The 23,971-nt window shown below is 65.3% G+C and carries 21 protein-coding genes; 6 read left to right on the top strand and 15 right to left on the bottom strand.

What is annotated here, in order from left to right; genetic code table 11:
- Positions 1 to 55: 55 nt before the first annotated feature.
- The 3 genes from G6R31_RS09130 to G6R31_RS09120 form a co-directional block, all read right to left on the bottom strand.
- A complete protein-coding gene (locus G6R31_RS09130) occupies positions 56 to 310 on the bottom strand; it encodes a hypothetical protein (protein ID WP_017870452.1) in 255 nt (84 codons plus the stop codon).
- A gap of 143 nt (positions 311 to 453) precedes the next feature.
- Positions 454 to 921: an Rrf2 family transcriptional regulator gene (locus G6R31_RS09125; RefSeq protein ID WP_017870451.1), complete on the bottom strand. Its 468-nt coding sequence runs from the start codon at positions 919 to 921 to the stop codon at positions 454 to 456.
- 48 nt (positions 922 to 969) lie between these two features.
- Positions 970 to 1,830, bottom strand: a complete 861-nt coding sequence (locus tag G6R31_RS09120; protein ID WP_017870450.1) for a DUF1028 domain-containing protein — start codon at positions 1,828 to 1,830, stop codon at positions 970 to 972.
- A gap of 58 nt (positions 1,831 to 1,888) precedes the next feature.
- Here G6R31_RS09120 and pyrF point away from each other — a divergent pair, with 58 nt between their 5' ends.
- Positions 1,889 to 2,710 (top strand): orotidine-5'-phosphate decarboxylase, encoded by an 822-nt coding sequence (pyrF, locus tag G6R31_RS09115; RefSeq protein ID WP_017870449.1) that lies wholly within the window; start codon positions 1,889 to 1,891, stop codon positions 2,708 to 2,710.
- Positions 2,711 to 2,752: 42 nt separating this feature from the next.
- Here pyrF and G6R31_RS09110 read toward each other — a convergent pair whose 3' ends face one another.
- The 10 genes from G6R31_RS09110 to G6R31_RS09065 form a co-directional block, all read right to left on the bottom strand.
- Positions 2,753 to 4,549 carry an AlbA family DNA-binding domain-containing protein gene (locus G6R31_RS09110; protein ID WP_025567418.1) on the bottom strand — a complete coding sequence of 599 codons (1,797 nt, stop codon included), beginning with the start codon at positions 4,547 to 4,549 and terminating at the stop codon, positions 2,753 to 2,755.
- A gap of 77 nt (positions 4,550 to 4,626) precedes the next feature.
- Positions 4,627 to 4,821, bottom strand: a complete 195-nt coding sequence (locus tag G6R31_RS09105; RefSeq protein ID WP_029732772.1) for a transporter substrate-binding domain-containing protein — start codon at positions 4,819 to 4,821, stop codon at positions 4,627 to 4,629.
- A 154-nt stretch (positions 4,822 to 4,975) separates the two neighbouring features.
- A complete protein-coding gene (locus tag G6R31_RS09100; RefSeq protein ID WP_081608252.1) occupies positions 4,976 to 5,554 on the bottom strand; it encodes an ABC transporter substrate-binding protein in 579 nt (192 codons plus the stop codon).
- Positions 5,555 to 5,624: 70 nt separating this feature from the next.
- Positions 5,625 to 6,332: an ABC transporter ATP-binding protein gene (locus tag G6R31_RS09095; protein WP_017870447.1), complete on the bottom strand. Its 708-nt coding sequence runs from the start codon at positions 6,330 to 6,332 to the stop codon at positions 5,625 to 5,627.
- Complete coding sequence (locus G6R31_RS09090; protein WP_025568107.1) at positions 6,329 to 7,162, bottom strand: ABC transporter permease; 834 nt, start codon at positions 7,160 to 7,162, stop codon at positions 6,329 to 6,331. Before G6R31_RS09090 ends, G6R31_RS09095 begins: the two co-directional genes overlap by 4 nt.
- A gap of 405 nt (positions 7,163 to 7,567) precedes the next feature.
- The gene (locus G6R31_RS09085; RefSeq protein WP_017870445.1) at positions 7,568 to 10,084 is read right to left on the bottom strand and encodes a glycosyltransferase family 1 protein; all 2,517 of its coding nucleotides are present in this window, start codon (positions 10,082 to 10,084) and stop codon (positions 7,568 to 7,570) included.
- 224 nt (positions 10,085 to 10,308) lie between these two features.
- Entirely contained in the window at positions 10,309 to 11,175 is an 867-nt protein-coding gene (gene lysX / locus G6R31_RS09080) for a lysine biosynthesis protein LysX (protein ID WP_017870444.1), read from the bottom strand.
- A 77-nt stretch (positions 11,176 to 11,252) separates the two neighbouring features.
- Positions 11,253 to 11,426, bottom strand: a complete 174-nt coding sequence (gene lysW / locus G6R31_RS09075) for a lysine biosynthesis protein LysW (RefSeq protein WP_017870443.1) — start codon at positions 11,424 to 11,426, stop codon at positions 11,253 to 11,255.
- Between the two features lie 99 nt (positions 11,427 to 11,525).
- Positions 11,526 to 11,867, bottom strand: coding sequence for a hypothetical protein (locus tag G6R31_RS09070; RefSeq protein WP_017870442.1), 342 nt, complete (start codon positions 11,865 to 11,867; stop codon positions 11,526 to 11,528).
- 113 nt (positions 11,868 to 11,980) lie between these two features.
- A protein-coding gene (locus G6R31_RS09065) for an IS630 family transposase (protein WP_164993948.1) occupies positions 11,981 to 13,095 on the bottom strand; the annotation gives its coding sequence in 2 pieces (ribosomal slippage) (positions 11,981 to 12,669 and positions 12,669 to 13,095; 1,116 coding nt in all).
- Positions 13,096 to 13,298: 203 nt separating this feature from the next.
- Here G6R31_RS09065 and G6R31_RS09060 point away from each other — a divergent pair.
- The gene (locus G6R31_RS09060; RefSeq protein WP_114671024.1) at positions 13,299 to 14,135 is read left to right on the top strand and encodes a transposase; all 837 of its coding nucleotides are present in this window, start codon (positions 13,299 to 13,301) and stop codon (positions 14,133 to 14,135) included.
- Positions 14,136 to 14,403: 268 nt separating this feature from the next.
- Complete coding sequence (locus tag G6R31_RS09055; protein WP_017871458.1) at positions 14,404 to 15,078, top strand: ABC transporter ATP-binding protein; 675 nt, start codon at positions 14,404 to 14,406, stop codon at positions 15,076 to 15,078.
- Between the two features lie 218 nt (positions 15,079 to 15,296).
- Here G6R31_RS09055 and G6R31_RS09050 read toward each other — a convergent pair whose 3' ends face one another.
- Positions 15,297 to 16,403 carry an NADH:flavin oxidoreductase/NADH oxidase gene (locus tag G6R31_RS09050; RefSeq protein WP_017871457.1) on the bottom strand — a complete coding sequence of 369 codons (1,107 nt, stop codon included), beginning with the start codon at positions 16,401 to 16,403 and terminating at the stop codon, positions 15,297 to 15,299.
- Between the two features lie 104 nt (positions 16,404 to 16,507).
- Complete coding sequence (locus tag G6R31_RS09045; RefSeq protein WP_017871456.1) at positions 16,508 to 17,143, bottom strand: LON peptidase substrate-binding domain-containing protein; 636 nt, start codon at positions 17,141 to 17,143, stop codon at positions 16,508 to 16,510.
- A 641-nt stretch (positions 17,144 to 17,784) separates the two neighbouring features.
- Between G6R31_RS09045 and G6R31_RS09040 the strand changes: the two genes are divergently transcribed.
- From G6R31_RS09040 to G6R31_RS09030, 3 genes are all read left to right on the top strand, one after another.
- The gene (locus G6R31_RS09040) at positions 17,785 to 18,708 is read left to right on the top strand and encodes a polysaccharide deacetylase family protein (RefSeq protein ID WP_017871455.1); all 924 of its coding nucleotides are present in this window, start codon (positions 17,785 to 17,787) and stop codon (positions 18,706 to 18,708) included.
- Positions 18,705 to 20,072 carry an MFS transporter gene (locus tag G6R31_RS09035; RefSeq protein WP_017871454.1) on the top strand — a complete coding sequence of 456 codons (1,368 nt, stop codon included), beginning with the start codon at positions 18,705 to 18,707 and terminating at the stop codon, positions 20,070 to 20,072. The genes G6R31_RS09040 and G6R31_RS09035 overlap by 4 nt, the downstream gene beginning before the upstream one ends.
- A gap of 471 nt (positions 20,073 to 20,543) precedes the next feature.
- A complete protein-coding gene (locus G6R31_RS09030) occupies positions 20,544 to 23,927 on the top strand; it encodes a helicase-related protein (RefSeq protein ID WP_017871453.1) in 3,384 nt (1,127 codons plus the stop codon).
- Positions 23,928 to 23,971: the final 44 nt, after the last annotated feature.

Below are 23,971 nucleotides of genomic sequence, written 5' to 3'. Positions count from 1 at the left end.
GGGAAAAGACCTTCGACCCTCTGCTCTTTTTTGCGGCTTTTCTACGGAACCCGGATCAGGCTTCCAGGTCACCCAGCAGCGACTGTATGAAGGCTTCGGCCTCGGCGCGGCTGGGAAAAGAGCGTACGGGCGCAATTTTGTCCTGAAAAAACACGGCGACTTCGTAGGCCCCGGTGAGTTCGTGGCGTTCTTCCAGCGGGTCTTTTTCGCTTTCCCCGACCCGTTGCAGCTGGGGGCGCACCATCACGCCGTCGATGCGGCTGACGTTGATCCAGACACTCTCGCCCTCGACTTTGACAAATTTGGTCATGGTGTTCCTCATACGGGTTCCGCTTAATTCCTGCACAGTCGGGAAAGCGCCGCCTGTGCATCCATATCGCGGAACCCGTATTTTTTCCTACTCGCATCCGCTCGGATTGAATCTGAAACTACCAGATTCAATCGGAATCCGTATCAGGCGTTGGGCTTGAGCAGGTGCCCGAGGCAGTGGCCGTAGCTCACGCCCTGCCGCGCGTCGGTCACGAGGTCCTCGACGCTGAATTCCTGCAGCACGCCGAGCATGGCGTCGCGCATCCGGGTGTAGACGGTGGCGCGGGCATGGCAGCGTCCCTCCTCCACGCACGGCTCGTGCCAGTTGAGGCTGATACACGACAGCGGGGCCACCGGGCCGTCCACCGCCCGCACCACCTCGCACAGCGAAATCAGGGTGGGTTTACGGGCCAGCGCGTAGCCGCCGCCGATGCCTTTTTTGCTCTTGACGATGCCCTTGGTGGACAGCGCCGCCAGAATACGGACGAGGTAAGGACGGTGAACGCCCGTGTTCTCGCTGATTTCTTCGCTCGACACCCAGTGCTCCGGGTTCTGTGTGCCCAGGAATCCCAGAGCCTGAAAGGCGTAGACATCGGTGGCCGACAGGCGCATGACACAGAGTTTACCCCGCGAGTGCGGGCAGAACTGTTCGGCAGGTGGTCAAAAGGGTTCGGGGTAGCGCTTCTGCAGGTACGCCAGCGCCACGGGGTCCACCGCGCCGCCCGCTGCCCAGCGCTCCTCCAGGTTCTCGGTGCCGTAGAGCGCCCAGGCCGCCGCCTCGGTGTCGGGGTCCCAGGGACCGGCGGGCAGCGACGTGGCGTAGTCCTGCCGGATGAGCAGCCCGCGCAGCCACTTCAGTTCGTCCCCGGTCAGCGGGCGGGTCTGCTGCGGGCGCCCGAACAGCAGGTCGTGAAGGTCCAGCAGCCGCGCCAGTTCGCCGCAGGGGTCGGGGTGGTCGTCGGCCCGCAGGTTCACCCAGTCGTCGGTCAGGCCGCCGTAGCCGCGCCCCGGTCCCGCGCACACCAGCGCCGCCGACTGCCGCCCGCGCCGGTCACCGCCCGCGTCCTCTCCCGCCCGCAGCGTGGCGAGCAGGCGGTGGGGCAGGGGCCGCTCGCTGCCCGCTTCCCAGGCCGCCCGCATCGCTTGCACTACCTCCGGCCCGGCGAGGACGTTGCCCTGAATCGCCACGTCCGGCCCGGCCCAGCCGCCCGCCCAGCGGTGACAGTCCGTGCCGGTGAACGTCGCACTTTGCCCGTTTGCCCCCACCAGACCGAACTGGCGCTGCTCTATCTCTGTGTCTCCTTCCCGAAACCGCGTGGCGATGGCCTGCGGGTCAAGCCCCTGGGCCAGCAGGTTCAGCCCGTCGGGACCGAAGTTGGGGTTGACATAGCTCTGGGTCGCCACCGCGCCCACGCCGCCGCGCACGAAGGGCACCAGCGCCCCCACCGCCAGGAACTTGCTCGCCACCGCCACGCCCAGGTCGCCGGTCCGGGGGTCGCGCCCCACGACAGAAAAGGTCATGCCCGGCAGTCTACCGGCCCCGCTCCCCCCTCACAGCCGCCCCTTACACTGGCAGACGATGACTTCCCCCCGCTTTGCCCAGGCCGTCACCGAGCGCACCCTTTCGCTGAACACCCGCCTGTGCGTGGGCCTCGACCCCCGGCTGGGTGAGTACCGGGACGTGGCCGCGCTCCGGCAGCACACGCTGGACGTGCTGGAAGCGAGTGCGCCCTACGCCGCCTGTGTCAAGCCGCAACTCGCCTTTTTCGAGGCGCTGGGGCTGCCCGGTTTTACGCTGCTGGAAGAGGTCTGCGCCGCCGCCCGCACGCTGGGCCTGCCGGTGCTGCTCGACGGCAAGCGCGGCGACATCGGCACCACCGCCGCCGCCTACGCTGCGGGCTGGCTGAGCGGCCCACACGCGGGCGACGCCCTGACCGTGAACCCGTTTCTGGGCTTCCAGACGCTGACGCCCTTCGTGCAGGCCGCGCGGGAAAACGGCGGCGCGATTTTCGTGCTGGTCAAGACCTCCAACCCCGACCAGCAGGACGTGCAGGGCCAGGGTGTCAGCGAGCGTGTGGCCGTCGAGTTGGCCCGGCTGGGGGCCGAGGAAAGCCTGGAGCCGGGCCAGTACGCCAGCGTGGGCGCGGTGGTCGGGGCCACCCATCCCGCCGACCTCGCCACCTTCCGCAACCTGATGCCGCGTGCGCTGCTGCTGCTGCCGGGGCTGGGGGCGCAGGGCGCGAAAGCGGGCGACCTGGCGGGGGCCTTCCATTCTGGCGGCACCGGGGCACTGGCGAGCGCGAGCCGGGCGGTGCAGTACGCGCAGGGGCTGGACGTGGGCGCGGCGCGGGAGGCGGCGAAGGGCCTGCGCGACGAACTGAACGCGGCGCTGGGGGTGTAAGGGCCTCCAAGCCCTCGGCCCTCCACGCTCTGCCCTTTGCCCTTACCCCTCCACCCGCAGCCCCGCGCCCTCGCCCAACTCGTAGTAGGCGTCCCGCGTGCCGCTGCCGAGTCGCCGCAGCATCCCGGCGTTCACCAGCCCGCGCAGCACCCGCCACGCCTGCTGGTTGGTCAGGCCGCAGACTTCGCGCAGGTCGGCGTTGCGGACCCGGCCCCGTTCGCGGGCCAGCGTCAGGGCGATGGCGCGGGTTTCGCCCGCAGACGGTCCGGCAGGATTGGCCGGAGCCGGATCAGGAGCGCGGCGCGGCGCAGCGGGGCCAGCGGGCACAGGCGACGGAGCAGCGGCAGCCGGGGCCAGCAACGTCGGGCGCCCCACGGGTTCGGGCAGGCCGGGGGACACGCTCAGGCCGCGTTGCCGCTCCTGACCGAGGGACTGGGCCACGTCCGGCGCGAGGTGGTAGGCGATGCCGCGCCCGACCCCGGCCCGCACGATCAGCCCGAGGTCTTCCATCTGGCGCAGCAGCCTCGGCGTGCGGTCCTCGGGCAGTTGCAGGGCGCGGGCGAGCTGGGCGCGGGGGGCCTCGCCCTCACGCGAAAGCACACTCAGCACAATCAGCATGTCGAGCGAGAGTTGCGGCAGTTCTTCCTGCTTTTTGGCGACAAAGCGCACGAAATCCGAGTCGAAGGCCGACCCGTGCAGCGTCAGCGTCACCGCGTCGGGGTAGTTGTCGTATTCGGGCGGCTCCTTGCCGTGACGCAGCATCAGGCTGAACATCTTGTCCACGCCCACACCCGCCTGCTCGACCAGCCCCAGCCGCGCCAGAACCCCCGCCAGCAGCGGATTGCGGCGCTTGGGCTGGTGGCGCAGGATGTTGCCGGGCGTGATGCCGCCGGGCAGCCCGCCGGGGTTCATGATTTCCAGTCGGTCGGGGTAGTGGTGGACATGCACCACGTCGCGCAGGGTGTAGTCGCGGTGCGAGAGGGCGTTGAGCAGCGCCTCGCGGTACACCGATTCGTCGTGGTCCCAGACCTCCACCCGGAACAGGCCCACCTGCACGGGTGTAAAGCGGTTGCGGGCCTGAATCAGTTCGGACAGCCGCAGCAGCAGCGCGGGAATCGGGCGGCGCAGGTCCTCGCGGAACTGAAACTCCACGTCGTTGGTGGCGTGGTGGAAATAGCAGACTTCGGCCTGGGGCAGATGCGCCCGCAGCGCCGCGCCCGTGCCCGCCAGCAAAATCGCCGCCAGCGTGGGCCGCAGCGCCCCGCCGCTGGGCACGAGCAGGCCGAGTTCCTGCAAAAAGTCGAGGTCGGGCAGGTGGGCGGCCTCGATGCGCCGTCCCAGCAGCCGCAACCTGCCCACCTCGGCGGGGTCGAGGTCGGCCAGCGAAGCGTCGGGCGGCACGACGGCGGTGTAGTCCTGGTCGGCCACCGGCTCGCCTTCGCCCGGCAGCACGGGGACGAGGTGCGCTCCGTCCCAGGCCATCACCGCGCCGTCGGGGGCGGCCAGCACATACGGCGCTTGCGGCACGAACACCGTCAGCACCCGCGCCCCGCCCGGCACCCGCTGATGCTGCACATTGACCGTGAGCCGCCCGCCCGACAGCTCGAAGATGGCGTGGGTAATCATCAGCGGGTGCAGTTCGCCCGCGTCGCGCTCGGCGTGGGGGTCGCCCACCACGTCCACCCCCACCATGACCGTGCCGCCGCGCGCGTTCGCCAGCCCCACCGCGTAGCGGGCGAGTTCCTGCGGCGTGACGTTCAGCGGCAGGTGCACGCAGGTTGGCCCGGCGGGGGGCAACACCCCGAGGGGGGACAGGGCGTGGGCGGGTTCGGTGGTCACGAGGGAAAAGTATACGGCGAGCCGGGACACCGGGCAGCGGTCACGTGCCGCCCCCGACTCTCCCGGCTCCTGGTCCCTTACTTGCAGCGAACGTCGCGCCCGAAGTACTTCTGCGACAGCTTGAGATAGGTGCCGTCCTCCGTCATCTTCTTCATCTGGGCATTGACCGCCCCTGTCAGCGAGGCGTTGCCCTTCTGAATGGCGAAGCCGACCCGCTCGGTGGTCAGGCGCTGGCCGACCTTCAGCGTCTTGCCGTGGGCGCTGCCTTTCATCTCATACGGATTCCGCTTCATTCCTGCACAGTCGGGCCTATACAGTTGGGAAGGCGCCGCCTGTGCATCCATATCGCAGAATCCGTATTTTTCCTACTCGCATCCGCTCTGCTGCGCAGCTTTGCAAGTCGGATTGAATCTGAAACGACCAGATTCAATCGGAAGCCGTATCATAGGCGAAAAACTGGTCGACCAGAATGGCGTCGACTTTCCGGGCGGTGAGGGCTTGCAGCGCCGCAGTGGTGGACGGAAACGTCTTGACCTGAGCGCCCTGAACCCCGCTGGCAATCTTGCTGTAGGTGGTGCCGACCGCCACGCCGATGGCCTTGCCCTTCAGGGCCGCCGCCGTGGCCGGGCCGTTCGTCGTGGTCAGAATGGTGCCGCCCGAGCAGTAGTCCGGCGCGGAAAAATCGACGGCCCGCAGGCGCTCGGGGGTGATGCCGTGCGAGGCGATGACCATGTCGTAGCGGTTCTGGCCCAGGCCGATGAGCAACGTGTCGAATTTGTTGTACTTCCACTCCACCTTGACGCCGAGGCGGCGGGCAAGTTCTTCGCCCAGTTCGACCTCGAAGCCGGTGAGCTTGCCCCCTTCCTCGTAGAAAAAAGGCTTGTAGGGCGGGTCGGTGGCGATGACGATTTTGCCCGATTTCAGCAGCTCGCTCAGGGGACGGGCCTGGGCCGCCTGGCTCAGCGGCAACAGGGTCAGGCCCAACATGACGGACACTCTGTTCATAGCCAACCTCCTGCAACCTCTGCTGGAATGGTTGGACTATGGCCGCCGGAGAGGGCAAAGTTGATGGCCCTCAGCCTGCCAGCACCCGCTTCAGTTCGCCCACGCTCAGGCCCTTGCTGGGGGCGTCCAGCGCGACCTCGCCGCCGCGCAGCGCGACCACCCGCTGACCCAGGTGCAGCGCCTCGTCGAGCTGGTGCGTCACGAACACCACCGTCACCTTCTGCTGCCACCAGATGCCGAGCAGTTCGTCGGCCAGCGCGGTGCGGGTGGCGTGGTCGAGCGCACTGAACGGTTCGTCCAGCAGCAGCAGTCCCGGACGCACGGCCAGGGCGCGGGCGATGCTCACGCGCTGGCGCTGGCCGCCCGAGAGTTCATGCGGGCGGCGAGACTCGTACCCGCCCAGGCCCACCAGCCGCAGGGCGTCCGTCACCCGCGCCGCCTTCTCCCCGGCGTTCAGCCCCTTCAGTCCGAACGCGACATTCCCGCCCACCGTCAGCCAGGGAAACAGGGCCGCTTCCTGCTGCACCAGCGTCAGCGCGGGGTGCGGGCCGCGCACGACCTCGCCGCCGAGCCGAATCTCGCCCGTCTGGGGCCGCAGGAAGCCCGAGAGCAGCGACAGCAGCGTGCTTTTGCCGCTCCCCGACGGCCCCACGATGCACAGAAACTCGCCGGGTTCGACGTGCAGGTTCAGCGGCCCCACGCCCGCCCCGCCGCGCCCGTAGCGGTAGGTCACGCCGCTCAGGTCGAGGCTCTGTCCCAGTGCGCCGTGGGCCGTCATGCACCGACCTCCAGCCCGTAGTTGCGCCGCACCCGGCCCTCGACCAGCCGCAGCAGCGCGTCGAACACGCCCCCGATGATGCCGATAATCAGGATGGTGGACAGCACCAGCGCCACGTTCGCGGTGTTGCGCCCGACTTCGAGTTGTTCGCCCAGACTCTTGGCTCCGGCAATCAGCAGTTCGCCGCCCACCAGCGCCCGCCACGCGAAACTCCAGGCGGTGCGCAGCCCGCTGAGCACGTTGGGCAGTGCGGCGGGCAGCGACACCCGCAGCAGCAGCCCCAGCCCGCTCGCGCCCAGGGTGCGCCCCGCCGTCCGCAGCGTGGGCGGCACGTTGAGCAGCGCCCCCGACACCGCCAGCGCCACCGGAATGAAGCCTTCCAGAATCACCACGGCCAGCACCGCCCGCTCGTTCAGCCCGAAAAACAGGATGGCGAAGGGCACGAAGGCGATGCTCGGCACGCTTTGCAGCCCCGTCAGGTACGCGCCCAGCGTGGCCCGCAGCGGCCACCACGCGCCCATCAGCAGGCCGACCACGCCGCCGAGCACCACCGCCGCCACGTACCCCGTCAGCACCCGGCGCAGGCTGCCGCCGATGGCCGCGAGCAGCTTGCCGTCCTGCGGCCCGGTGCCCCACAGCCCGTAGGAAATCTCGGTCCACACGGCACTGGGGCCGGGAAACACGTAGGGCGGATAGAGCTGCAATTTGTCGGTCAGCAGCCACCACACGGCCAGAATCAGCGCCAAGCCCAGCAGTTGCCAGCCCAGCACCTGCCAGCGCGAAGGTGCGGCGCCCTTTTCCCGGCGCGAGGAGGGGAGAGAAGCAGTCATTGACCCAAAAGGTACACTATTTTGTTGACCAAAAAGCTCATCTTTGGCGCGGTTGTCTGCAAGGTACGGCTTTGAAAAAGAGTTTGGGGATCTGCTTATCTACCACCCCTGATGTAACGCACGCTGAAGCCAAAACGGAACGCCTGCAAAGGTATGCCGGACTGCGGTGGAGTGTAGTTACAAACCCGTGACTTTATACGGATTCCGCTTCATTCCTGCACAGTCGGGCCTGTACAGTTGGGAAGGCGCCGCCTGTACATCCATATCGCAGAATCCGTATTTTTTCCTACTCGCATCCGCTCTGCTGCGCAGCTTTGCAAGTCGGATTGAATCTGGTAGTTTCAGATTCAATCGGAATCCGTATTAGTCATGGGTAGTTGATAGCTTCATTGCAACGGAATTGGCTCACGCCCACTTGATCAGTCCCGCTTCGAGGTCGTTGCTCAGGCCCTCGATCAGCGGCAGCATCCGCACGCCCACCGAGTACAGGCCGCTGTCGTCCAGCAAGATTTCGGCGCTGTAGCTCTGCCCCTCGCCGTGGGTCAGCGGGAAACGCCGCACCTCGTCGCCGCGCTTGAGGACCGCTTCCACGCGCAGTTCCTCGGGGCGAATCCCGGCGGGGTCGACCTGTGCCGACACCGTGACCTTCTCGCCGGGCCGGGCGGTGGCGGGCAGGTGGGCCTGCGCGGTGATGCTGGTGTGCGGCCACTGCTGCCGGACCCACGCCTTCCACCCGGCGATTTCGCGGGCGCGGGTGCTGCCGTTTTCGCTGAGCCTCGCGCCGCGAAGCGACAGGGGAATGTAGTACTGCCGCACGTAGTCGATGACCTGCCGCTGCATGGAAAAGCGCGGGCTGACCGTTTCGATGGCGTCGCGGACGGTGTGCGCCCAGCTTTCGTCGCCGGTCTTCTTGCCGTAGTAGCGCGGGGCGATGTCGTGTTCAAGGCGCTGGTACAGGTCGAAGGCGTCGGCGTCGTCCTGCACGTTCAGGTCGGCGTATTCGCGCTCCTCGCCGATGGGCCAGCCGTTGGTGCCGTCGTAGCCTTCGCGCCACCAGCCGTCCAGCACGCTGAAGTTGGGCGAGCCGTTGAAACTGGCCTTCATGCCCGAGGTGCCCGAAGCCTCCAGCGGGCGCCGGGGGTTGTTCAGCCAGATGTCCACGCCCTGCACGAGGTGACGGGCCACGTGCATGTCGTAGTTTTCCAGAATCACGATTTTGCCCTTGAACTCCGGCTCCTGACTGACGCGGTAAATCTCCTGAATGAACGCCTTGCCGGGGTTGTCGGCGGGGTGCGCTTTGCCCGCGAACACGAACTGCACCGGGCGCTCGGGGTTGTTGACGATGGCCGCGAGGCGCTTTTTGTCGCGCAGCAGCAGCGTGGCCCGCTTGTAGGTCGCAAAGCGGCGGGCAAAGCCGATGGTGAGGGTGTTCTCGTCGAGCAAGCTGCCCACGTCCGCCACGTCGGCGGCGCTCGCCCCGTTGCGCTGAAGCTGTTCGCGCACCCGGCCCCGGATAAAGGCAATCATCTCGCGCTTCATCTCGCGCTGCACGTCGCTCAGTTGCTCGTCGCTGAGCTTCTCCACGGCCTGCCACATCGCTTCGTCTTCCAGGCGCTCGGTCCAGTCGGCGGGGAGCACGGTGGACAGCAGGTCGCGCATCCGCTGGCTGGTGAAGGTCAGGTTGTGCGCCCCGTTGGTGACGTGACCGATGGGCACTTCACGCTCCTCGGCGCCGGGGTACAGGAAGTTCCACATGCCCCGGCTGACTTCGCCGTGCAGTTCGGACACGCCGTTGGCCGCCCGGCTCATGTTCAGCGCGAACACAGTCATGGAAAAGGCCGGGACCATGTGACCGTCCCACTGCTGGTCGTGCCGAGCCAGCCCGTACAGTTCGTCGCGTCCGGCGTGTAGCAGGCCCGGCCACTCGCCGATGTACTTGTCCATCAGGTCGTAGGCGAAGGCGTCGTTGCCCGCCGCGACGGGGGTGTGGGTGGTAAACAGCGTGCTGCTCGCGGCGGTTTCATGAGCGGTGCGGAAGTCCAGCCCGCCCGCCACGTACTCGCGCATCCGCTCCAGGCTCATCAGGGCGGCGTGCCCCTCGTTCATGTGGTACACCTCCGCCGGCACGTCCAGCGCCCGCAGTGCCCGGATGCCTGCCACGCCCAGCAGGACGTACTGCTGAACGCGGAGTTCCTGATTGCCGCCGTAGAGCCGGGCCGTCAGCTTCTGGTCTTCTTCGCTGTTTTCCGGCAGCTTGGTGTCGAGCAGCAGCACCCGGATGCGCCCGACTTGCAGTGTCCAGACCTTCACGGCAATCTCGCGCCCGGCAATCCTGACCGAGACCCGCACTTCCTCGCCTGCCGCGTTGACAGCGGGGTGAATCGGTAGGGTGGTCAGGTCGAGTTCGTCGTACGCCTCGTTCTGCCAGCCGTCCTTGTCGAACAGTTGCCGGAAGTAGCCCTGGTGAAACAGCATCCCCACGGCGGTAAACGGAATGTCGAGGTCCGACGCGCTCTTGCAGTGGTCGCCCGCCAGCACGCCGAGGCCGCCCGAATAGATGGGCAGCGACTCGTGGAAGGCGTACTCCATGCTGAAGTAGGCCACCGGCTTCATCTGCGCGGCGTTGCTGACCGCCCAGGTGTCTTTTTTGCCCATGTAGGCGTCGAAATCGGCCATCACCTGCGCGTAGCGTTCCAGGTAGGCAGGGTCCTGCGCGGCGGCGTTCAGGCGCTCTTGGTCCACTTCCAGCAGCAGCCGCACCGGGTTGTGCTGGAAGCGCTCCCAAAGTTCCGGCGACAGGTCCTGGTAGAGCCGCTGCGCGTGCGGGGTCCAGGACCAGTACAGGTTGTACGCGAGTTCGGACAGCCGCGCAATTTCGGGCGGGAGCTGCGGCAGCACCGTGACCTTGCCGATGACGTTCATATGTCCGGCAGCTTACACGAGCCTCTCACGGAGTGCGTGAAGGGCAGAGTCAGGCGCCCGCGGCCCCTCTGCCCCCTCCCGTCTTTGCCTCATACGGATTCCGATTGAATCTGGTAGTTTCAGATTCAATCCGAGCGGATGCGAGTAGGAAAAAATACGGATTCTGCGATATGGATGCACAGGCGGCGCTTTCCCGACTGTGCAGGAATTAAGCGGAATCCGTATCAGTTCAGCAGGCTGATGGCGTACTCACCCATCAGGCGCGGAATGTTCACGCCCGTGGTGCTGACCGAGTTCTTGAACTCCATCGTGTGGTTGATTTCGATGACCAGCAGCCCGCCCCACTTGTTCTGGCGCCCCGGGTCTTCCACCAGGTCAATCGCCACGATTTGCCCGTCCACGGCGGCGGCGGCCTTCTCGGCGAGGTCGGCCAGTTCGGGCGTGACCTCGCACTTGCTCGCCTTCGCGCCCCGCGCCGTGTTGGTAATCCAGTGCTCGCTGGTGCGGTAAATCGCGCCGATGCAGCGCCCGCCCACCACGAAGGCGCGGATATCGCGCTCGGGCTTGTTGACCAGTTCCTGCACGTAGAACACGCCGTGCTGCGGTCCGCCCAGCACTTCCTTGTGCTCGATGACGGCTTCGGCGGCGTCGCGGTCGTTGAGCTTGCTGACCATGCGCCCCCACGAACCGACGGTGGGCTTGAGCACCACCGGATACCCCATCTCCTCAATCAGCTTCAGGGCGCTTTCGCCGTCGAAGGCGACGCCCGTGCGCGGGGTGGGCAGCCCAGCGGCGGCGAGGCGCGAATTGGTCGCCAGCTTGTCGCCGCACACTTCGATGACGTGCGCGGGGTTGATGACCTTCACGCCGAAGCCTTCGAGCGCACGGGTCACGGCGTGGCCCCGGCTCTGGCTCACGCAGCGTTCGATGGCGACCTTCCAGGGCACGTTGGCCTGGCCTGCTTCATCGAAGGTGAGGGTGAGCTGCGGCGTGTACACCTTGTCGTAGGGCACGCCGAGGTCGTCGAGGGCCTCGAACAGCATCTTCTCGTCGGGGCGAATACGGTCGTAGAGAACGGCAAGTTCGGCCATAAGGTTGCCTGCGGCAAGTCGAAAGGTCCAAGGGTCTAAGAGTCGGAAAAGACCCTTAGACCCTCGACCCTGCGGCCTTACTCGCCCCAGTCCTCCGCTTCCTGCGGGGCCGCCTCGAGGCGGGGCGGGTCGATGGACACCACTTCGTATTCCACGCCCGTTTCGTCGTCAATCACCAGTTCGCCCAGTTCGGGGTTGGTCAGTTCGATGGTCGCGCCGGTTTCGGGGTTTTCAAATTGAACAGTCGCCATAAGTGCTCCTTACGTTTGAGAGACTAACAGGCTACTGGCTTTTCAATTGAAATTGTCTAGACCCCTTGTGTCTGCCTGAACCCGGCGTGCGTGTCGTGTTCAGAGTCCGGTCGCCACGTCCTCGGTCAGTTCGAGTTCGATGCGGGCGCGGCAGTGCGGGCAGTCCACCAGGCTCACGCTCACGCCGTCCACGCTCTCGATGACCGGCGCGGTCGCCAGCATGTCTTCCGTGACCTCGAATTCCTCGCTGCAGCCGGGGCACACCGTCAGGATGCCCAGCAGCTCGAGGTCGAAGTCCTCGCCGCTGTTGTGCGTCACTTCCATCTCGGCGTTGCACGAGTCGCACACCAGCACGTCACCGACCTGCAATTCGGCGCGGTCGCTGTCGGTGAGTTCGAGCACTTCGCCGCACACGGGGCAATCGATTTCCAGGGTCGCCATATCGCCTGAGTCTAGAGCGAATTACGCTCTGCCTCGCAGCTTTGCAAGTCGGACAGAAACGCTCCGCTTTTTCTGTCAAATGCTCTAGTGGATGACCAAGGGCATGATTGAGGCTATTCGACTTGCTTGTAGTGACGCGCCATTTTGCCTCTTGCTGCCTGGGTCGTGAATTCCCAATTCACTTTGACTGCCCTGGCGTTTCTGTGCCGCTCCCAGGCGGCAACTTCCGTCTCAAGTGCTTCTTTCGCCGCTATACGGCGATCCAGACACTGACGTTGCAGAGCGGCCCATTCCATCTCGGCCATATTCAGCCAGGACGCGTGTTTTGGCGTATAGATCCACTCGAACCGCTTTCTCAAGCGGTTCGCTTCTTCTGCGGGCAATGTGTCGTAGAGCGCTGCTGGTGAATGGGTCGAAAGCTGGTCCTGGATCAGCCGGATTTTCTTCGCCTCTGGGTAGCGTCGATCCAATGCTTGCAAACGAGCTGCGTATTCCTGTGACGTTCGCCGCTCAGTCACCGTCACACTGCGCTGCCCCGTCAGCGGCTCAAATTCGATAAAGAGATTAACTGTCCCACAGCGCTTGTACTCGTGATCGACCCGTGCCGGGTATCCCGGCACGGGTGGGAGCGGCTCACGAACATGATCGAGAAGCTGGACAGATTTTTCATCGAGGCAGACCACTGGATATTCAGGGTCATAGGGCAAAGCGTACGTATCCAGCACTTCCTCCATACGCCAGACAAAGTCTGCCCCTACTTTGGAGACGCACCAGCTCTCGACCTGCCAGGGTTTGAGTGCGTTTTTTTAAGCGTTTTTCGGACGGTCTCATCAGAAATACTGTCTACGACGCCTAAAGCGACAAGACGATCAGCGAGAAGCTGCATCGTCCACTTCGCGTACCCCTCTGGCGCATCCGAGCAGGTTTCTGCGATCAGGATCGCCGTGGCTTTCGGATCAAGTTTTGGGGGCTGCTTGGGGCGCGGTTTTTCGTAAAGAGCAGCAGCTACCCCGTCAGTCGCATATTTTCTGCGGATTTGACCGATCATTCCTTTGCTGACGGCCAGCCGTTCAGCGATCACCTTGTCATGCAGCTGTTCATCTGCCAGGAGAAGGACACGTGCGCGAGTCATGACTCGCGCACTGATCATTCCCTTCTTCGTCATATCGATGAGCTTCTGACGCTCAGCTTCAGGAAGGTTGACGACGAATCGCTTTTGGCGTCCCATGCAGCATTATAAGCCTTCTCATGCCCTTGGTCATCCACTAGAGCATTTGACAAAAAGACGTTATACGGATTCCGATTGAATCTGGTAGTTTCAGATTCAATCCGACTTGCAAAGCTGCGCAGCAGAGCGGATGCGAGTAGGAAAAAATACGGATTCACCTCGGGTGCGGCGCAAGAAGGGGCGAAAAAAGCGAAGCTGGGGTTATGCGAACCAGCCAGCTTCTGGAATATTTTAGCCTGCCCGACCTCTTCACACTGGCCTACGTCCTTGTCGACGACCATCTCCAACTGCTCAGCGCCATGGGAAGCTACCAGCTTCCCATGGCCCGCAACCGTCAGGCCACTCCTTCTGAACTGATCACTATCGCCCTCGTGGGCGACCTTCTTGGTCAGAAGAACAGCGAGACCTGGTTCGCCCTCGTTCGTCAGCTTTACGCCGACCTCTTCCCACACCTCCCCGAACGCAGTCGCTACCACCGCCATTTACTCGCAGCCAGGCATCTCATCGCATCTTTCGGGCTGTCCCTCAGCCCGAAAGATGCAGACATCCTCATTATCGACAGTAAACCCCTCCCCATTGCTCAGGGTGCCCGAATGAAGCGGCCCAGACAGCAGTCAGAAGCAAAAATAGGCCCAGGGAGTATGGGCTGGGTGATGGGCTACAAGCTTCACGGCGTCGTCGACACGCAGGGCTACTTCACGAAGTTTGCCATTGTCGCTGCCAACGAATCCGAGCAGGGCGTGGCCCGTGAGCTGCTCTCTGAATACGAACGCAGCCGCACGCTTGGGGACAAAGGCTACGTCGGGAGTGGCGTGTACGCCAAGTCACGGGAGAACGCGAAGACACCGGTGGCATGGCCACCGGTGCTGGGGAAACTAAGAAAGCGCATAGAATCGGTCTTTTCCAGGTTAGCGAGATGCTGCTCTCTGGGTGAGGTGCAGCTGAATTCCTTCCAGGCCGTCGTAGCCCGCACGTGCCGTGCGGTTGCGGCCCACAACCTGATGCTGCACCTAGAGCGCTACGTGCGTTCAGCAGCTTAGATTCCGCCGCACCCGAGGTGATTCTGCGATATGGATGCACAGGCGGCGCTTTCCCGCCTGTGCAGGAATTAAGCGGAATCCGTATTACGTCTTTTTGGCGAGCGGACTGGGACAGCTTGCAGAGAGCGAGTGCAAAACACGGAGCAGGGCAGACTTGCAAAGCTGCGCAGCAGACTGGTACAGCTCCGCAGGAGAGAATGGAGTGATGCGGGGTGCCGTTCCGCGCATCACGTAATTCGGAGAACTGCTCTAGAGGCACTGCTCTAGAATGCCCGCCGTGTCTGCCGCCCCCCCCGCCCTCGAAGCCCGCCACGTCGTGCAGCGTTACGGCTCCGCGACCATCCTGCACGGCGTGTCGCTGACGGTGGCTCCGGGCGAGGTGGTGGCGGTCAGCGGTCCCTCGGGCAGCGGCAAAAGCACCCTGCTGCACCTGCTCGGCGGCCTCGACGCGCCCACGGAGGGCGAAGTCTGGTGGGCCGGTGAACGGGTGGACACCCTCGACACCCAGACCCGCTCGCGGCGCCGGGCCGGGCGGCTGGGGCTGGTGTTTCAGCACCATTACCTGCTCGAAGACCTGACGCTGCAGCAAAACGTGCTGGTGCCGGGCATGCTCGCAGGAAGTCCCGACGCGGGCCGCGCCCAACAACTGCTCGACCGGGTGGGGCTGGGCCACCGCACCGCTGACTTTCCGGGCGTCCTGAGCGGTGGCGAGCGGCAAAGGGTCGCCCTGGCGCGGGCGCTGGCGGTGCGGCCCGCCGCTGTCCTGGCCGACGAACCCACCGGCAGTCTGGACCGCGCCGGGGCCGAGCGGGTGGCCGAGTTGCTCATCGAACTGGCGCGGGCCGAGGGCGCAGGCGTGCTCCTCGTGACCCACGACGAACGTCTGGCGGCCCGTGCCGACCGGACCTTGCATCTGCTGGACGGACGGCTGGGAGAGGGTTGATACGGATTCCGATTGAATCTGGTAGTTTCAGATTCAATCCGACTTGCAAAGCTGCGCAGCAGAGCGGATGCGAGTAGGAAAAAATACGGGTTACGCGATATGGATGCACAGGCGGCGCTTTCCCGACTGTGCAGGAATTAAGCGGAATCCGTATGAGAGGAGAGGGTGAAGGGGAAGAGTCTTTACCCTCTCCTCTCAACCCTTCACCCTCCCCACCCTCACCACCCGGCGCGGGCGTACTGCTCGGGCAGGGCGGGGCGCAGACCCAGTTCGCGGGCGGCGCGCTGCGTCCAGTGCGGATCACGCAGGAAGGGGCGGCCCAGCGCGATCAGGTCGGCGTCGCCGGATTGCAGCACGGCCTCGGCCTGGGCGCCGGTTTCGATCATGCCGACCGTCATCACCGCGATTTCCGTCTCGGCGCGGCTGACGGCGGCGGCAAACGGCACCTGATAGCCGGGGCCGACCTCGATCTGTTGCGCGGTGGTCAGCCCCCCACTGCTGATGTCGAGCACGTCCACGCCCTCGTACTTCAGCAGGTGCCCCAGCTGCACCGTCTGGTCCACGTCCCAGCCGCCCTCGGCCCAGTCGGTGGCGCTCAGGCGCACGAACAGCGGCAGGTGGTCGGGCCAGACGTGGCGCACGGCGCGAACGACTTCGAGCAGCAGCCGGGTGCGGTTCTCGAAGGAGCCGCCGTAATCGTCGGTGCGGGCATTCGCCAGCGGCGACAGGAACTGGTGCAGCAGGTAGCCGTGCGCGGCGTGAATCTCCACGGCGTCGAACCCCGCCACCTGAGCGCGGCGGGCGGCGGCAGCAAACGCGTCCACCACGCCGCGCAGCTCGCCCGCGCCCATCATCAGCGGGGTCGGGAACAGGTCGTGAAAGCGCTGCTCGTCCGGCCCGATGACCTGCCAGCCGCCCGCTTCCGGGGGCACCGCGCCCTTGCCGCGCCAGGGGGCGTAGGTGCTCGCCTTGCGCCCGGCGTGGGCGAGCTGCACCCCGATGCGCCCGCCGTGCCGGTGAACGAAATCGGTGATGTGCCCCAGCGGCACGATCTGGCGGTCGTCCCACAGCCCCAGGTCCTCGGGGCTGATGCGGCCCTCGGGCGAGACGGCGGTGGCCTCGGCCAGAATCAGTCCGGCCCCCCCGAGCGCGTACTGGCCGAGGTGAACGAGGTGAAACTCGTTGGCGACACCGTCCGTGGCCGAATAGGTGCACATGGGCGAGACGACCACCCGGTTGGGCAGTTCCAGACTGCGGAGTTTGAGGGGTGTGAACAGCAGCGGCGAGGCGGCGCCGGACGGGGAGGGGAGAGAGGGTTCGGTCATGGCCGAAATTTAAGGGGTGCTCCAGCCGTCTGACCAGGGCCGGAGGCGCCGCGTGAGAAAAGGAGCGAGAAACGGCGAAGTCGGGGGCGGCCCCATTCCCAGGTTCAGTGCAGCGCCGCGCTGTCTGTGGCGGGCGTTGCCGGGAGCGCGGCGAGCAGCAGCTCAAGCCGTTCGAGCAGGGTGGGCGCGGCCAGCGCCACGTTGCAGGCAGGCGCGGCCCGGTCGGCGCTCAGGGCGCACAGCAGGCTGGCGGCGTAGCTGGCGAGCAGCAGCGGGTCGGCCGGAGCTTCCTGCCTCAGCACGGCGGCGCGTTCGGGCCAGGAGCGCTGCATCCCGGCGAGCAGGGCGGCGGCACATTGCTCGGTGTATTCGGCGGCACTCTGCGCGGGCCGGGGCAGCGGCCACAGCTCCGCGCTGGCCATCAGGTAAGGCTCGCCGAACGACAGCCCGGCGATCCGGAAGCGCTCGCCGCCGACCACCAGAATCGAACTCGTGCCGTCCTCGTGCTGCTCGGTCTGCATCAGGTGGGCCAGCGTTCCCACCCCTGACACCCGCTCGTGCAGCGGGGCCGCGCTGTCACGGCTGCTGCGCTTGATGTACACCACCCCGAACGGCTCGCCGCTGGCCTGCACCCGCCGCAGCAGGGCGCGGTAGCGCTCCTCGAAGACATACAGCGGCAGCACCTGTCCCGGAAACAGCACCGTGGGCAGGGGAAAGAGAGGAAGAGGGAGGCTCGACATAAAAGGAGACCAGACGGGTTGGTCCTACGTTCTGGGGTGGCCCCCGCCTACGGACACAGCTCACCATTTCGCGCCGTGCCGGGCAATTCTGCCGCCTGTCCCACCTTTCGCCGCCTCCGGGGGGGGCTTTGTGTGAGCAGGCTTACCGAGTGCGCCCCGGAGGCAGCGACCAACCAAAAAAAACCCCCTCACAGGGAGGGAGTTTCTTTGCTGGTCGAGGCGGCGAGATTTGAACTCACGACCCCTACCACCCCAAGATTGACGGCCCTGTCCCATATCTTCCCGGCATTTCGGGAATCGCCCTCCCAGACGCTGCTTTTCCGGGAGCCCTTTCACGGTTCTTCCCGACGTTTCCCAGGTCGTAGCACCGCCGTAGCACAGGCGTAGCACAGAAGGCCGTTTGAAATCCCGCCGCGCTGGACAGTGCTTTTCCCTCCTCAGCTCCAGTTCGGGTGCAACGGGCCCAGGCCGGGGCGATACGTATGCGGTCCTGGTTGCACCTCCTCTTTCTTCTGTCGGGGTCCTGCGACTTTTGAGGAAGGGTTGGCATGCCCCCCGGCCGCTGCATGCCCCAGGCCCCAGCGGCGTGTACGATCAGGGCATCCGCAACTGAATCCAGCGTGCCAGGAGGCCAGCTCATCATGAGTGCACTTCATGCTCTTCCCGCCATCAACCCGGCCCTGGGGGACCTGGGCTTTACCCCACGCGACCGCCTGGTAATTTTCCACGCAGACGACCTGGGCATGTGCGAGGCGAGTGTGTCGGCCTACAGGGACCTGCTGGAGGTGGGGCTCCTGTCGTCTGCCAGCGTGATGATGCCCTGCGCCTGGAGCCCCCTGGCCGCTCAGGTCGCCCTGGCGCACCCGGCGAGTGACGTGGGTGTTCACCTCACCCTGACGAGCGAATGGGCGGGCTGTCGCTGGCGCCCCCTGACCTGCCCGGAAGATTCCAGTCTGGTCGACGAGCATGGCTTCTTCCACGCCACAGTGCAGGGCGCGCGGCGGACGGACGCGGTCACGGTGGGCCGCGAACTCCGGGCGCAACTGGAGACTGCTCTTGCCTGGGGCCTGGACGTCACGCACATGGACGCTCATATGGGCACGGCCGCCGATCCCCGCTACGTGCGGGAGGTCATCGGGCTCTCGGCGCAGTACGGCGTCCCGATGAACTTTCCGCGTCTCCAGGCCGCCGCGTGGCTTGAACTTGGCCTGGACGCGGCGCAGGCTACGCAGGCCGAGGCGCTCGCGGCGGAACTCGAAGCGCAGGGCTTCCTTCTGATTGATCACGTCCGGATGTTGCCCCTGGAAGTGGGCGGCGACCATGCGGCGCTCACCCTGCAGCTGCTCCGTGACCTGCCGCCTGGCATCACGCATTTCATTTTGCATCCCGCGCGGGACACCCCGGAACTTCGCACGCTCTGTCCGGACTTCGCGGGCCGGGTGGCGAACAGGGCGGCTTTTGCCCGCGAGGAGCTGGCGCGTGAAATTCGCAACCTGGGGATTGAAGTCATCGGGTACAGACCGCTGCAGCAGCTGTTGCGCCGCCGGCTGGGAGTCGAGCGGTGACGGCGGCCCTCCCCGAAGTTGCCGTCACCTCTCCCCACGTGCGCTGGCGCTACGCGCTGATGAACCTCGGTCTGGTCATTCCGGCACAGGTCAGCAGTTTCTTCTTCCTGTACTACGTCGATCACCTGAAAGCCGATCCCCTGAAGTTCGCAGCGGTGATGTCCGTCTTCGCGCTGTACAACGCCGTGGACAACCCGGTGATTGGGTATCTGTCCGACCGGACGCGTTCGAGGTGGGGGCGCCGCCTGCCCTACCTGCGCTTCGCCACCCTGCCCTGCATGATCGCCCTGGCGCTGCTGTTCAATGCGCCTTTTGACGGCGTGGAGAGCCCCACGGCCTTGCTGGTCTACTTCGCCGTGCTGTGGGTGCTGTGGGAGACGACGGGGACCATGATAGGGAGTGCCTACCTGAGTCTGCTGCCGGAGATGTTTCGCACCTTCCCCGAGCGAACCGACGTGGCCGTGAAGATGAACGTCGTGCAGGTGGTCGGCTTGCTGATCGGCCTGGCCCTGCCGCCTCTGCTGGCCGCACAGATCGGCTGGGGTCCGATGGCGCTTCTGTTCGCGGTGGTCGCCTGCGTCGCGGTGTACAGCAACCTGGGACAGATGTTCGAGTCGCCGCTTCCCCGCCAGTCTGCACTCCCACTTGTTCATGCCCTGCGGCATACCTTCGCAAACCGCAGTTTCCTCACCGTAGTCACGGCCCAGACGATGCGTTTCGTGGCCACTGGCACGCTGGCCACCGGGATGGGCTTTTTCGTGAAGTACAGCCTGGGCCTGAACAGTGGCCTGTCCACCACGCTGCTGCTCGCCGCGGCCTTCGTCACTGCGGGGCTTTGCCTGTGGCCCTGGCGGGTCATCGTCGCCAACAGGTACGGACCGCGGACCACCCTGCTGCTGGCCTTCGCGCTGTGTGGTCTGGCGGTCTTGCCCCTCTTGGTCATTCAGACCTTTGCGGCGGCTCTCGCAACCACCGTGCTCTTCGGTGTGGGGCTGGCGGGCCTGATCCTGATGGGCGACGTGATTCTTGCGGACGTCATCGACGAGGACGAGCTGCGTACCGGGGAGCGGCGCGAAGGGTCGTACTACGGCTTGGCAGGCCTGATCACCACCCTGAGTTCCGCCATTGTGGCCGCCGTGTTCGGTTGGGTGGCGCACCGCTACGGGTACGACCCGAAACTTGCCGCGCAGCCTGAAAGTGTCGCGCAGGGCTTCCGCTTTTTCATGACCGTGCCTCCCCTGATCGGCTCAGCCCTGGCATTCGTGCTGCTGCTGTTCTATCCGCTCCACGGCTCCAGACTGCGGGAGGTTCGGGAGGCTCTGATGCGGCAGTCGAGATCGGTGGCACGGCCAGCGCAAGACTGACGTGATACGGATTCCGATTGAATCTGGTAGTTTCAGATTCAATCCGACTTGCAAAGCTGCGCAGCAGAGCGGATGCGAGTAGGAAAAAATACGGATTCTGCGATATGGATGCACAGGCGGCGCTTTCCCGACTGTGCAGGAATTAAGCGGAATCCGTATCAGCTACTGCGGGGCCGATCAAGCGAATGGAGGTGGCGGTGCCTACCGGGACCCGCTGGTCGCCTGTTCCCTGCGGGGAAAGGCCAACCCCGATCCCCCGGGACGCCCAAGCACAAACAACTCAAAATGCTGGCGTGGGGGAGTCAAAAAGAGACGACCTCTACTCTGAGCAAGTGGCGTGCTGACTTGGGCGGCGAGGGTTGAAGCCCTGGTCGCAACACCCTGGAGATTGGCGGGGCTTTCGCATAGCCGCCCGAGGTGGACTCCAAAAGACTTAACAAAGAACTCCTAGGCTAAGCTGTCGCTGACAGCATGCCGAAGATCCTCGACAACATTGACCTCAAGCTTATCGATGATTTGCGAAGCTCCATGCAGAGCGCCGTCCGGGCCGACTTCTGCGTCGGATACTTCAACCTGCGCGGCTGGAAGCTTATCGACGACCTTGCGGATCAGTGGTCAGGGCAGGACGGAGCCAAGACTCGACTGATCGTGGGCATGCAAGAGCTTCCCGAGGGCGAGTTGCGCTCCTCCCTCTCCCTACTGGAAAAGAATGACGGCCTGGACAACCAGACGGCCCTGCGCCTCAGGAAGCGGGTGGCTGAAGCTTTCCGACAACAACTGATGCTGGGCGCGCCCTCAAACAGCGATGAGGCTGGCCTGCGTCGCCTGAGTCGTCAGCTGAAGGAAGGCAAGGTGCAGGTCAAGCTGTACCTGCGCTCGCTGCTGCACGCCAAGTTGTACCTTCTCCACCGCAAGGACCACGTCTCCCCCCGCGTCGCATACGTCGGAAGCAGCAACCTGACCTTCGCGGGCCTCAAGCGGCAGGGGGAGCTGAACGTGGACGTGGTGGACGGCGACTCCACCGAGAAGCTCGCGCAGTGGTTCGAGGACCGCTGGAACGACCGCTGGGCGCTGGACATCACCCTCGAACTCGCGCAGATCATCGACGACAGTTGGGCCGGGCAACAGGGGCACACGCCCTACCAGATCTACTTGAAGATGGCTTACCACCTTTCACGGGAAGCGCGGGCGGGTGTGGGCGGATTTCGCATCCCGAAGGACATGGCGCGCATCCTCTTTCCCTATCAGGCGGCGGCGGTCCAGATCGCGGCCCATCACCTCAACAAGCGCGGCGGCGTGATGCTGGGCGACGTGGTGGGCCTCGGCAAGACCCTGATGGCGACAGCCCTGGTCAAGGTGATGCAGGAGGCGCAGGACATCCGCACCCTCATCGTGTGCCCCGTCAACCTGGTGCCGATGTGGCGGGACTATGTTCACCGCTACGGCCTGCTGGCGAAGGTGCTGCCTATCAGCCAAGTCACGGGCACCCTGGCTGATGAAAAGCGCTACCAACTCGTCTTGATCGACGAAAGCCACAACCTGCGTAACCGCGAGGGCAAACGCTACCGGGCCATCCAGGAATACGTGGCCTTCAACGAAAGCAAGGTCATCCTGCTCTCGGCCACCCCCTACAACAAGAGCTACGAAGACCTGGGCGCGCAACTGCGCCTCTTCGTTCCTGAAGACGTCGACCTCGGCATTCGCCCCGAACAACTCATGCGCGAAGTCGGGGAGGCCAACTTCCGGGCCAAGTTCCAGGCCCCGGCGCGCAGCATCGCCGCCTTCGAAAAGAGCGAGTATCCCGACGACTGGCGCGACCTGATGCGGCTGTATCTGGTCCGGCGAACCCGCAGCTTCGTGCAGGCGAACTATGCCGAGGTCGACGAAGCCAGCGGCAGGCGCTACCTGACCTTCGGCGATGGGCGCCGCAACTATTTCCCGGTGCGTCGCCCCCGCACCGTGACTTTCGCGGTCGACGAGAGTAATCCCCAGGACGCCTACGCCCGCTTGTACGCCCAGGACGTGGTGGACACCATCGGCAAGCTGCTGCTGCCCCGCTATGGCCTCGGCAACTATGTCAACGACAAGACCAAGGGCAGCGCGACGCCCACCGAAAAGGAGCAACTGGCCAACCTGGGCCGCGCCGGAAAACGCCTTATCGGCTTCTCGCGCACCAACCTCTTCAAGCGGCTGGAAAGCGGCGGGGCCACCTTCGTGCAGTCGCTGGAGCGGCATGTGCTGCGGAACTACGTCTTCTTGCAGGCGCTTGAGGCCGGGAAGCCGCTGCCGATTGGCCCGCAGAACGCGGAACTCCTCGATGAGCGCGATGACGATGAGGAGACCCTTTTCACGCAAGACGGCGATGAAACCACCCCGGCCGAGAGCGCCGACGAGGTGGTCGGTGACGCCGAGACCGATGAGCTGGCTCTGACCGAAGCCGCCTACCGTGCCCGCGCCCAGAAGGTCTATGGCCTCTACGAAACGACCTACAAGAAACGCTTCAAGTGGGTACGCTCGGAGTTCTTTACCAAGAAGCTGGCCGAAGCCCTCCGCAAGGACGCCCGTGCCCTCCTGGGGGTACTGGCGCAGGCGGGGGAATGGCGGCCCGAGAACGATCCGAAGCTCAATGCTCTGCACGAGCTGCTGACCCAGACCCACCCCAATGAAAAGGTTCTGGTGTTTACCCAGTTCGCCGACACCGTGGACTATCTGGTGAGCGAACTCAGGAAACGGGGCGTGACGCATATTGCGGGCGCCGTCGGCTCCAGCGAAGACCCCACCGCACTCGCCTGGCAGTTCTCGCCACGCAGCAACGACAAGGATTACGCGCCGCAGTCGCAAATCCGGGTGCTGATCGCCACGGACGTGCTCTCGGAGGGACAGAACCTTCAGGACGCCCACATCGTCGTGAACTTCGACCTGCCGTGGGCCATCATCCGCCTGATTCAGCGGGCGGGGCGCGTCGACCGCATCGGGCAGGCGGCCGAAGAAATTGAGGTGTACTCTTTCCTGCCCTCGGAAGGCGTGGAGCGGCTCATCAACCTGCGCTCACGCGTGCGCCAGCGGCTGGCGGAAAACGCGGAGGTGGTCGGTACCGACGAACGCTTCTTCGAGGACGACGAGGCTCAAAAGCTGGTCGACCTGTACAACGAGAAGTCCGGTCTGCTGGACGGCGACGCCGACAACGAGGTGGACCTGGCCAGCTACGCCTTCCAGATCTGGCAAAACGCCCTCAAGGCCGACCCCACCCTCAACGCGAAGATTCCGGCTTTGCCCGACGTCGTCTACAGCACCAAGGCCCATCAAGAGACGCTGGCGACCCCCGACGGCGTGCTGGTCTACATGCGGACGGCCAGCGGGTATGACGCCCTGGCCTGGATGGACGGGCGGGGCGAAAGCGTCACCCAGAGCCAGCTCAAAGTCTTGCAGGCGGCTGAGTGCGCGCCGGATACACCTTCTCTCGAACGCTGGCCGGGGCACCACGAACTGGTCAAGGCCGGCATCGACCACATCAACACGCAGGAGGCCGGGCTCTCGGGCGGCGAACTGGGCAGACCCAACGGGCCCCGTGCGCGAACCTACGAACGCCTCAAAAGGTATGCCAACAGCATCGACGCCACGCTTTACGCTTCGCCGGAGCTGACGCGAGCCATCGACGACATCTACCGTTATCCGCTGCGCTCTACGGCGGCCGACACCCTGGCCCGGCAACTGCGAACCGGGATTGACGACGCGACCCTGGCCGCGCTGGTGCTCAGCCTGCGCGACGATGACCGGCTCAGCCTCAAGAACGAGGACGACGAAGTGGCCCGCGAGCCACAGGTCATCTGTTCCCTCGGGCTGCGCTGCCTGTGACTTTTCGCCCACCGCTCCCTCCCCACATCGCCCTGCCTGGAGAC

The sequence above is a fragment of the Deinococcus wulumuqiensis R12 genome (assembly GCF_011067105.1).
Classification (GTDB): domain Bacteria; phylum Deinococcota; class Deinococci; order Deinococcales; family Deinococcaceae; genus Deinococcus; species Deinococcus wulumuqiensis.
This window is presented reverse-complemented; position numbering and strand designations above follow the sequence as displayed.

Coding starts and splice junctions, on each gene's coding strand:
- G6R31_RS09130 (WP_017870452.1), bottom strand. CDS start 310: ATGACCAAATTTGTCAAAGTCGAGGGCGAGAGTGTCTGGATCAACGTC.
- G6R31_RS09120 (WP_017870450.1), bottom strand. CDS start 1,830: ATGACCTTTTCTGTCGTGGGGCGCGACCCCCGGACCGGCGACCTGGGC.
- G6R31_RS09100 (WP_081608252.1), bottom strand. CDS start 5,554: ATGAACAGAGTGTCCGTCATGTTGGGCCTGACCCTGTTGCCGCTGAGC.
- G6R31_RS09125 (WP_017870451.1), bottom strand. CDS start 921: ATGCGCCTGTCGGCCACCGATGTCTACGCCTTTCAGGCTCTGGGATTC.
- G6R31_RS09105 (WP_029732772.1), bottom strand. CDS start 4,821: ATGAAAGGCAGCGCCCACGGCAAGACGCTGAAGGTCGGCCAGCGCCTG.
- G6R31_RS09045 (WP_017871456.1), bottom strand. CDS start 17,143: ATGTCGAGCCTCCCTCTTCCTCTCTTTCCCCTGCCCACGGTGCTGTTT.
- G6R31_RS09070 (WP_017870442.1), bottom strand. CDS start 11,867: ATGGCGACCCTGGAAATCGATTGCCCCGTGTGCGGCGAAGTGCTCGAA.
- G6R31_RS09060 (WP_114671024.1), top strand. CDS start 13,299: ATGCGAACCAGCCAGCTTCTGGAATATTTTAGCCTGCCCGACCTCTTC.
- G6R31_RS09040 (WP_017871455.1), top strand. CDS start 17,785: ATGAGTGCACTTCATGCTCTTCCCGCCATCAACCCGGCCCTGGGGGAC.
- pyrF (WP_017870449.1), top strand. CDS start 1,889: ATGACTTCCCCCCGCTTTGCCCAGGCCGTCACCGAGCGCACCCTTTCG.
- G6R31_RS09090 (WP_025568107.1), bottom strand. CDS start 7,162: ATGACTGCTTCTCTCCCCTCCTCGCGCCGGGAAAAGGGCGCCGCACCT.
- lysX (WP_017870444.1), bottom strand. CDS start 11,175: ATGGCCGAACTTGCCGTTCTCTACGACCGTATTCGCCCCGACGAGAAG.
- lysW (WP_017870443.1), bottom strand. CDS start 11,426: ATGGCGACTGTTCAATTTGAAAACCCCGAAACCGGCGCGACCATCGAA.
- G6R31_RS09055 (WP_017871458.1), top strand. CDS start 14,404: ATGCCCGCCGTGTCTGCCGCCCCCCCCGCCCTCGAAGCCCGCCACGTC.
- G6R31_RS09085 (WP_017870445.1), bottom strand. CDS start 10,084: ATGAACGTCATCGGCAAGGTCACGGTGCTGCCGCAGCTCCCGCCCGAA.
- G6R31_RS09095 (WP_017870447.1), bottom strand. CDS start 6,332: ATGACGGCCCACGGCGCACTGGGACAGAGCCTCGACCTGAGCGGCGTG.
- G6R31_RS09050 (WP_017871457.1), bottom strand. CDS start 16,403: ATGACCGAACCCTCTCTCCCCTCCCCGTCCGGCGCCGCCTCGCCGCTG.
- G6R31_RS09030 (WP_017871453.1), top strand. CDS start 20,544: ATGCCGAAGATCCTCGACAACATTGACCTCAAGCTTATCGATGATTTG.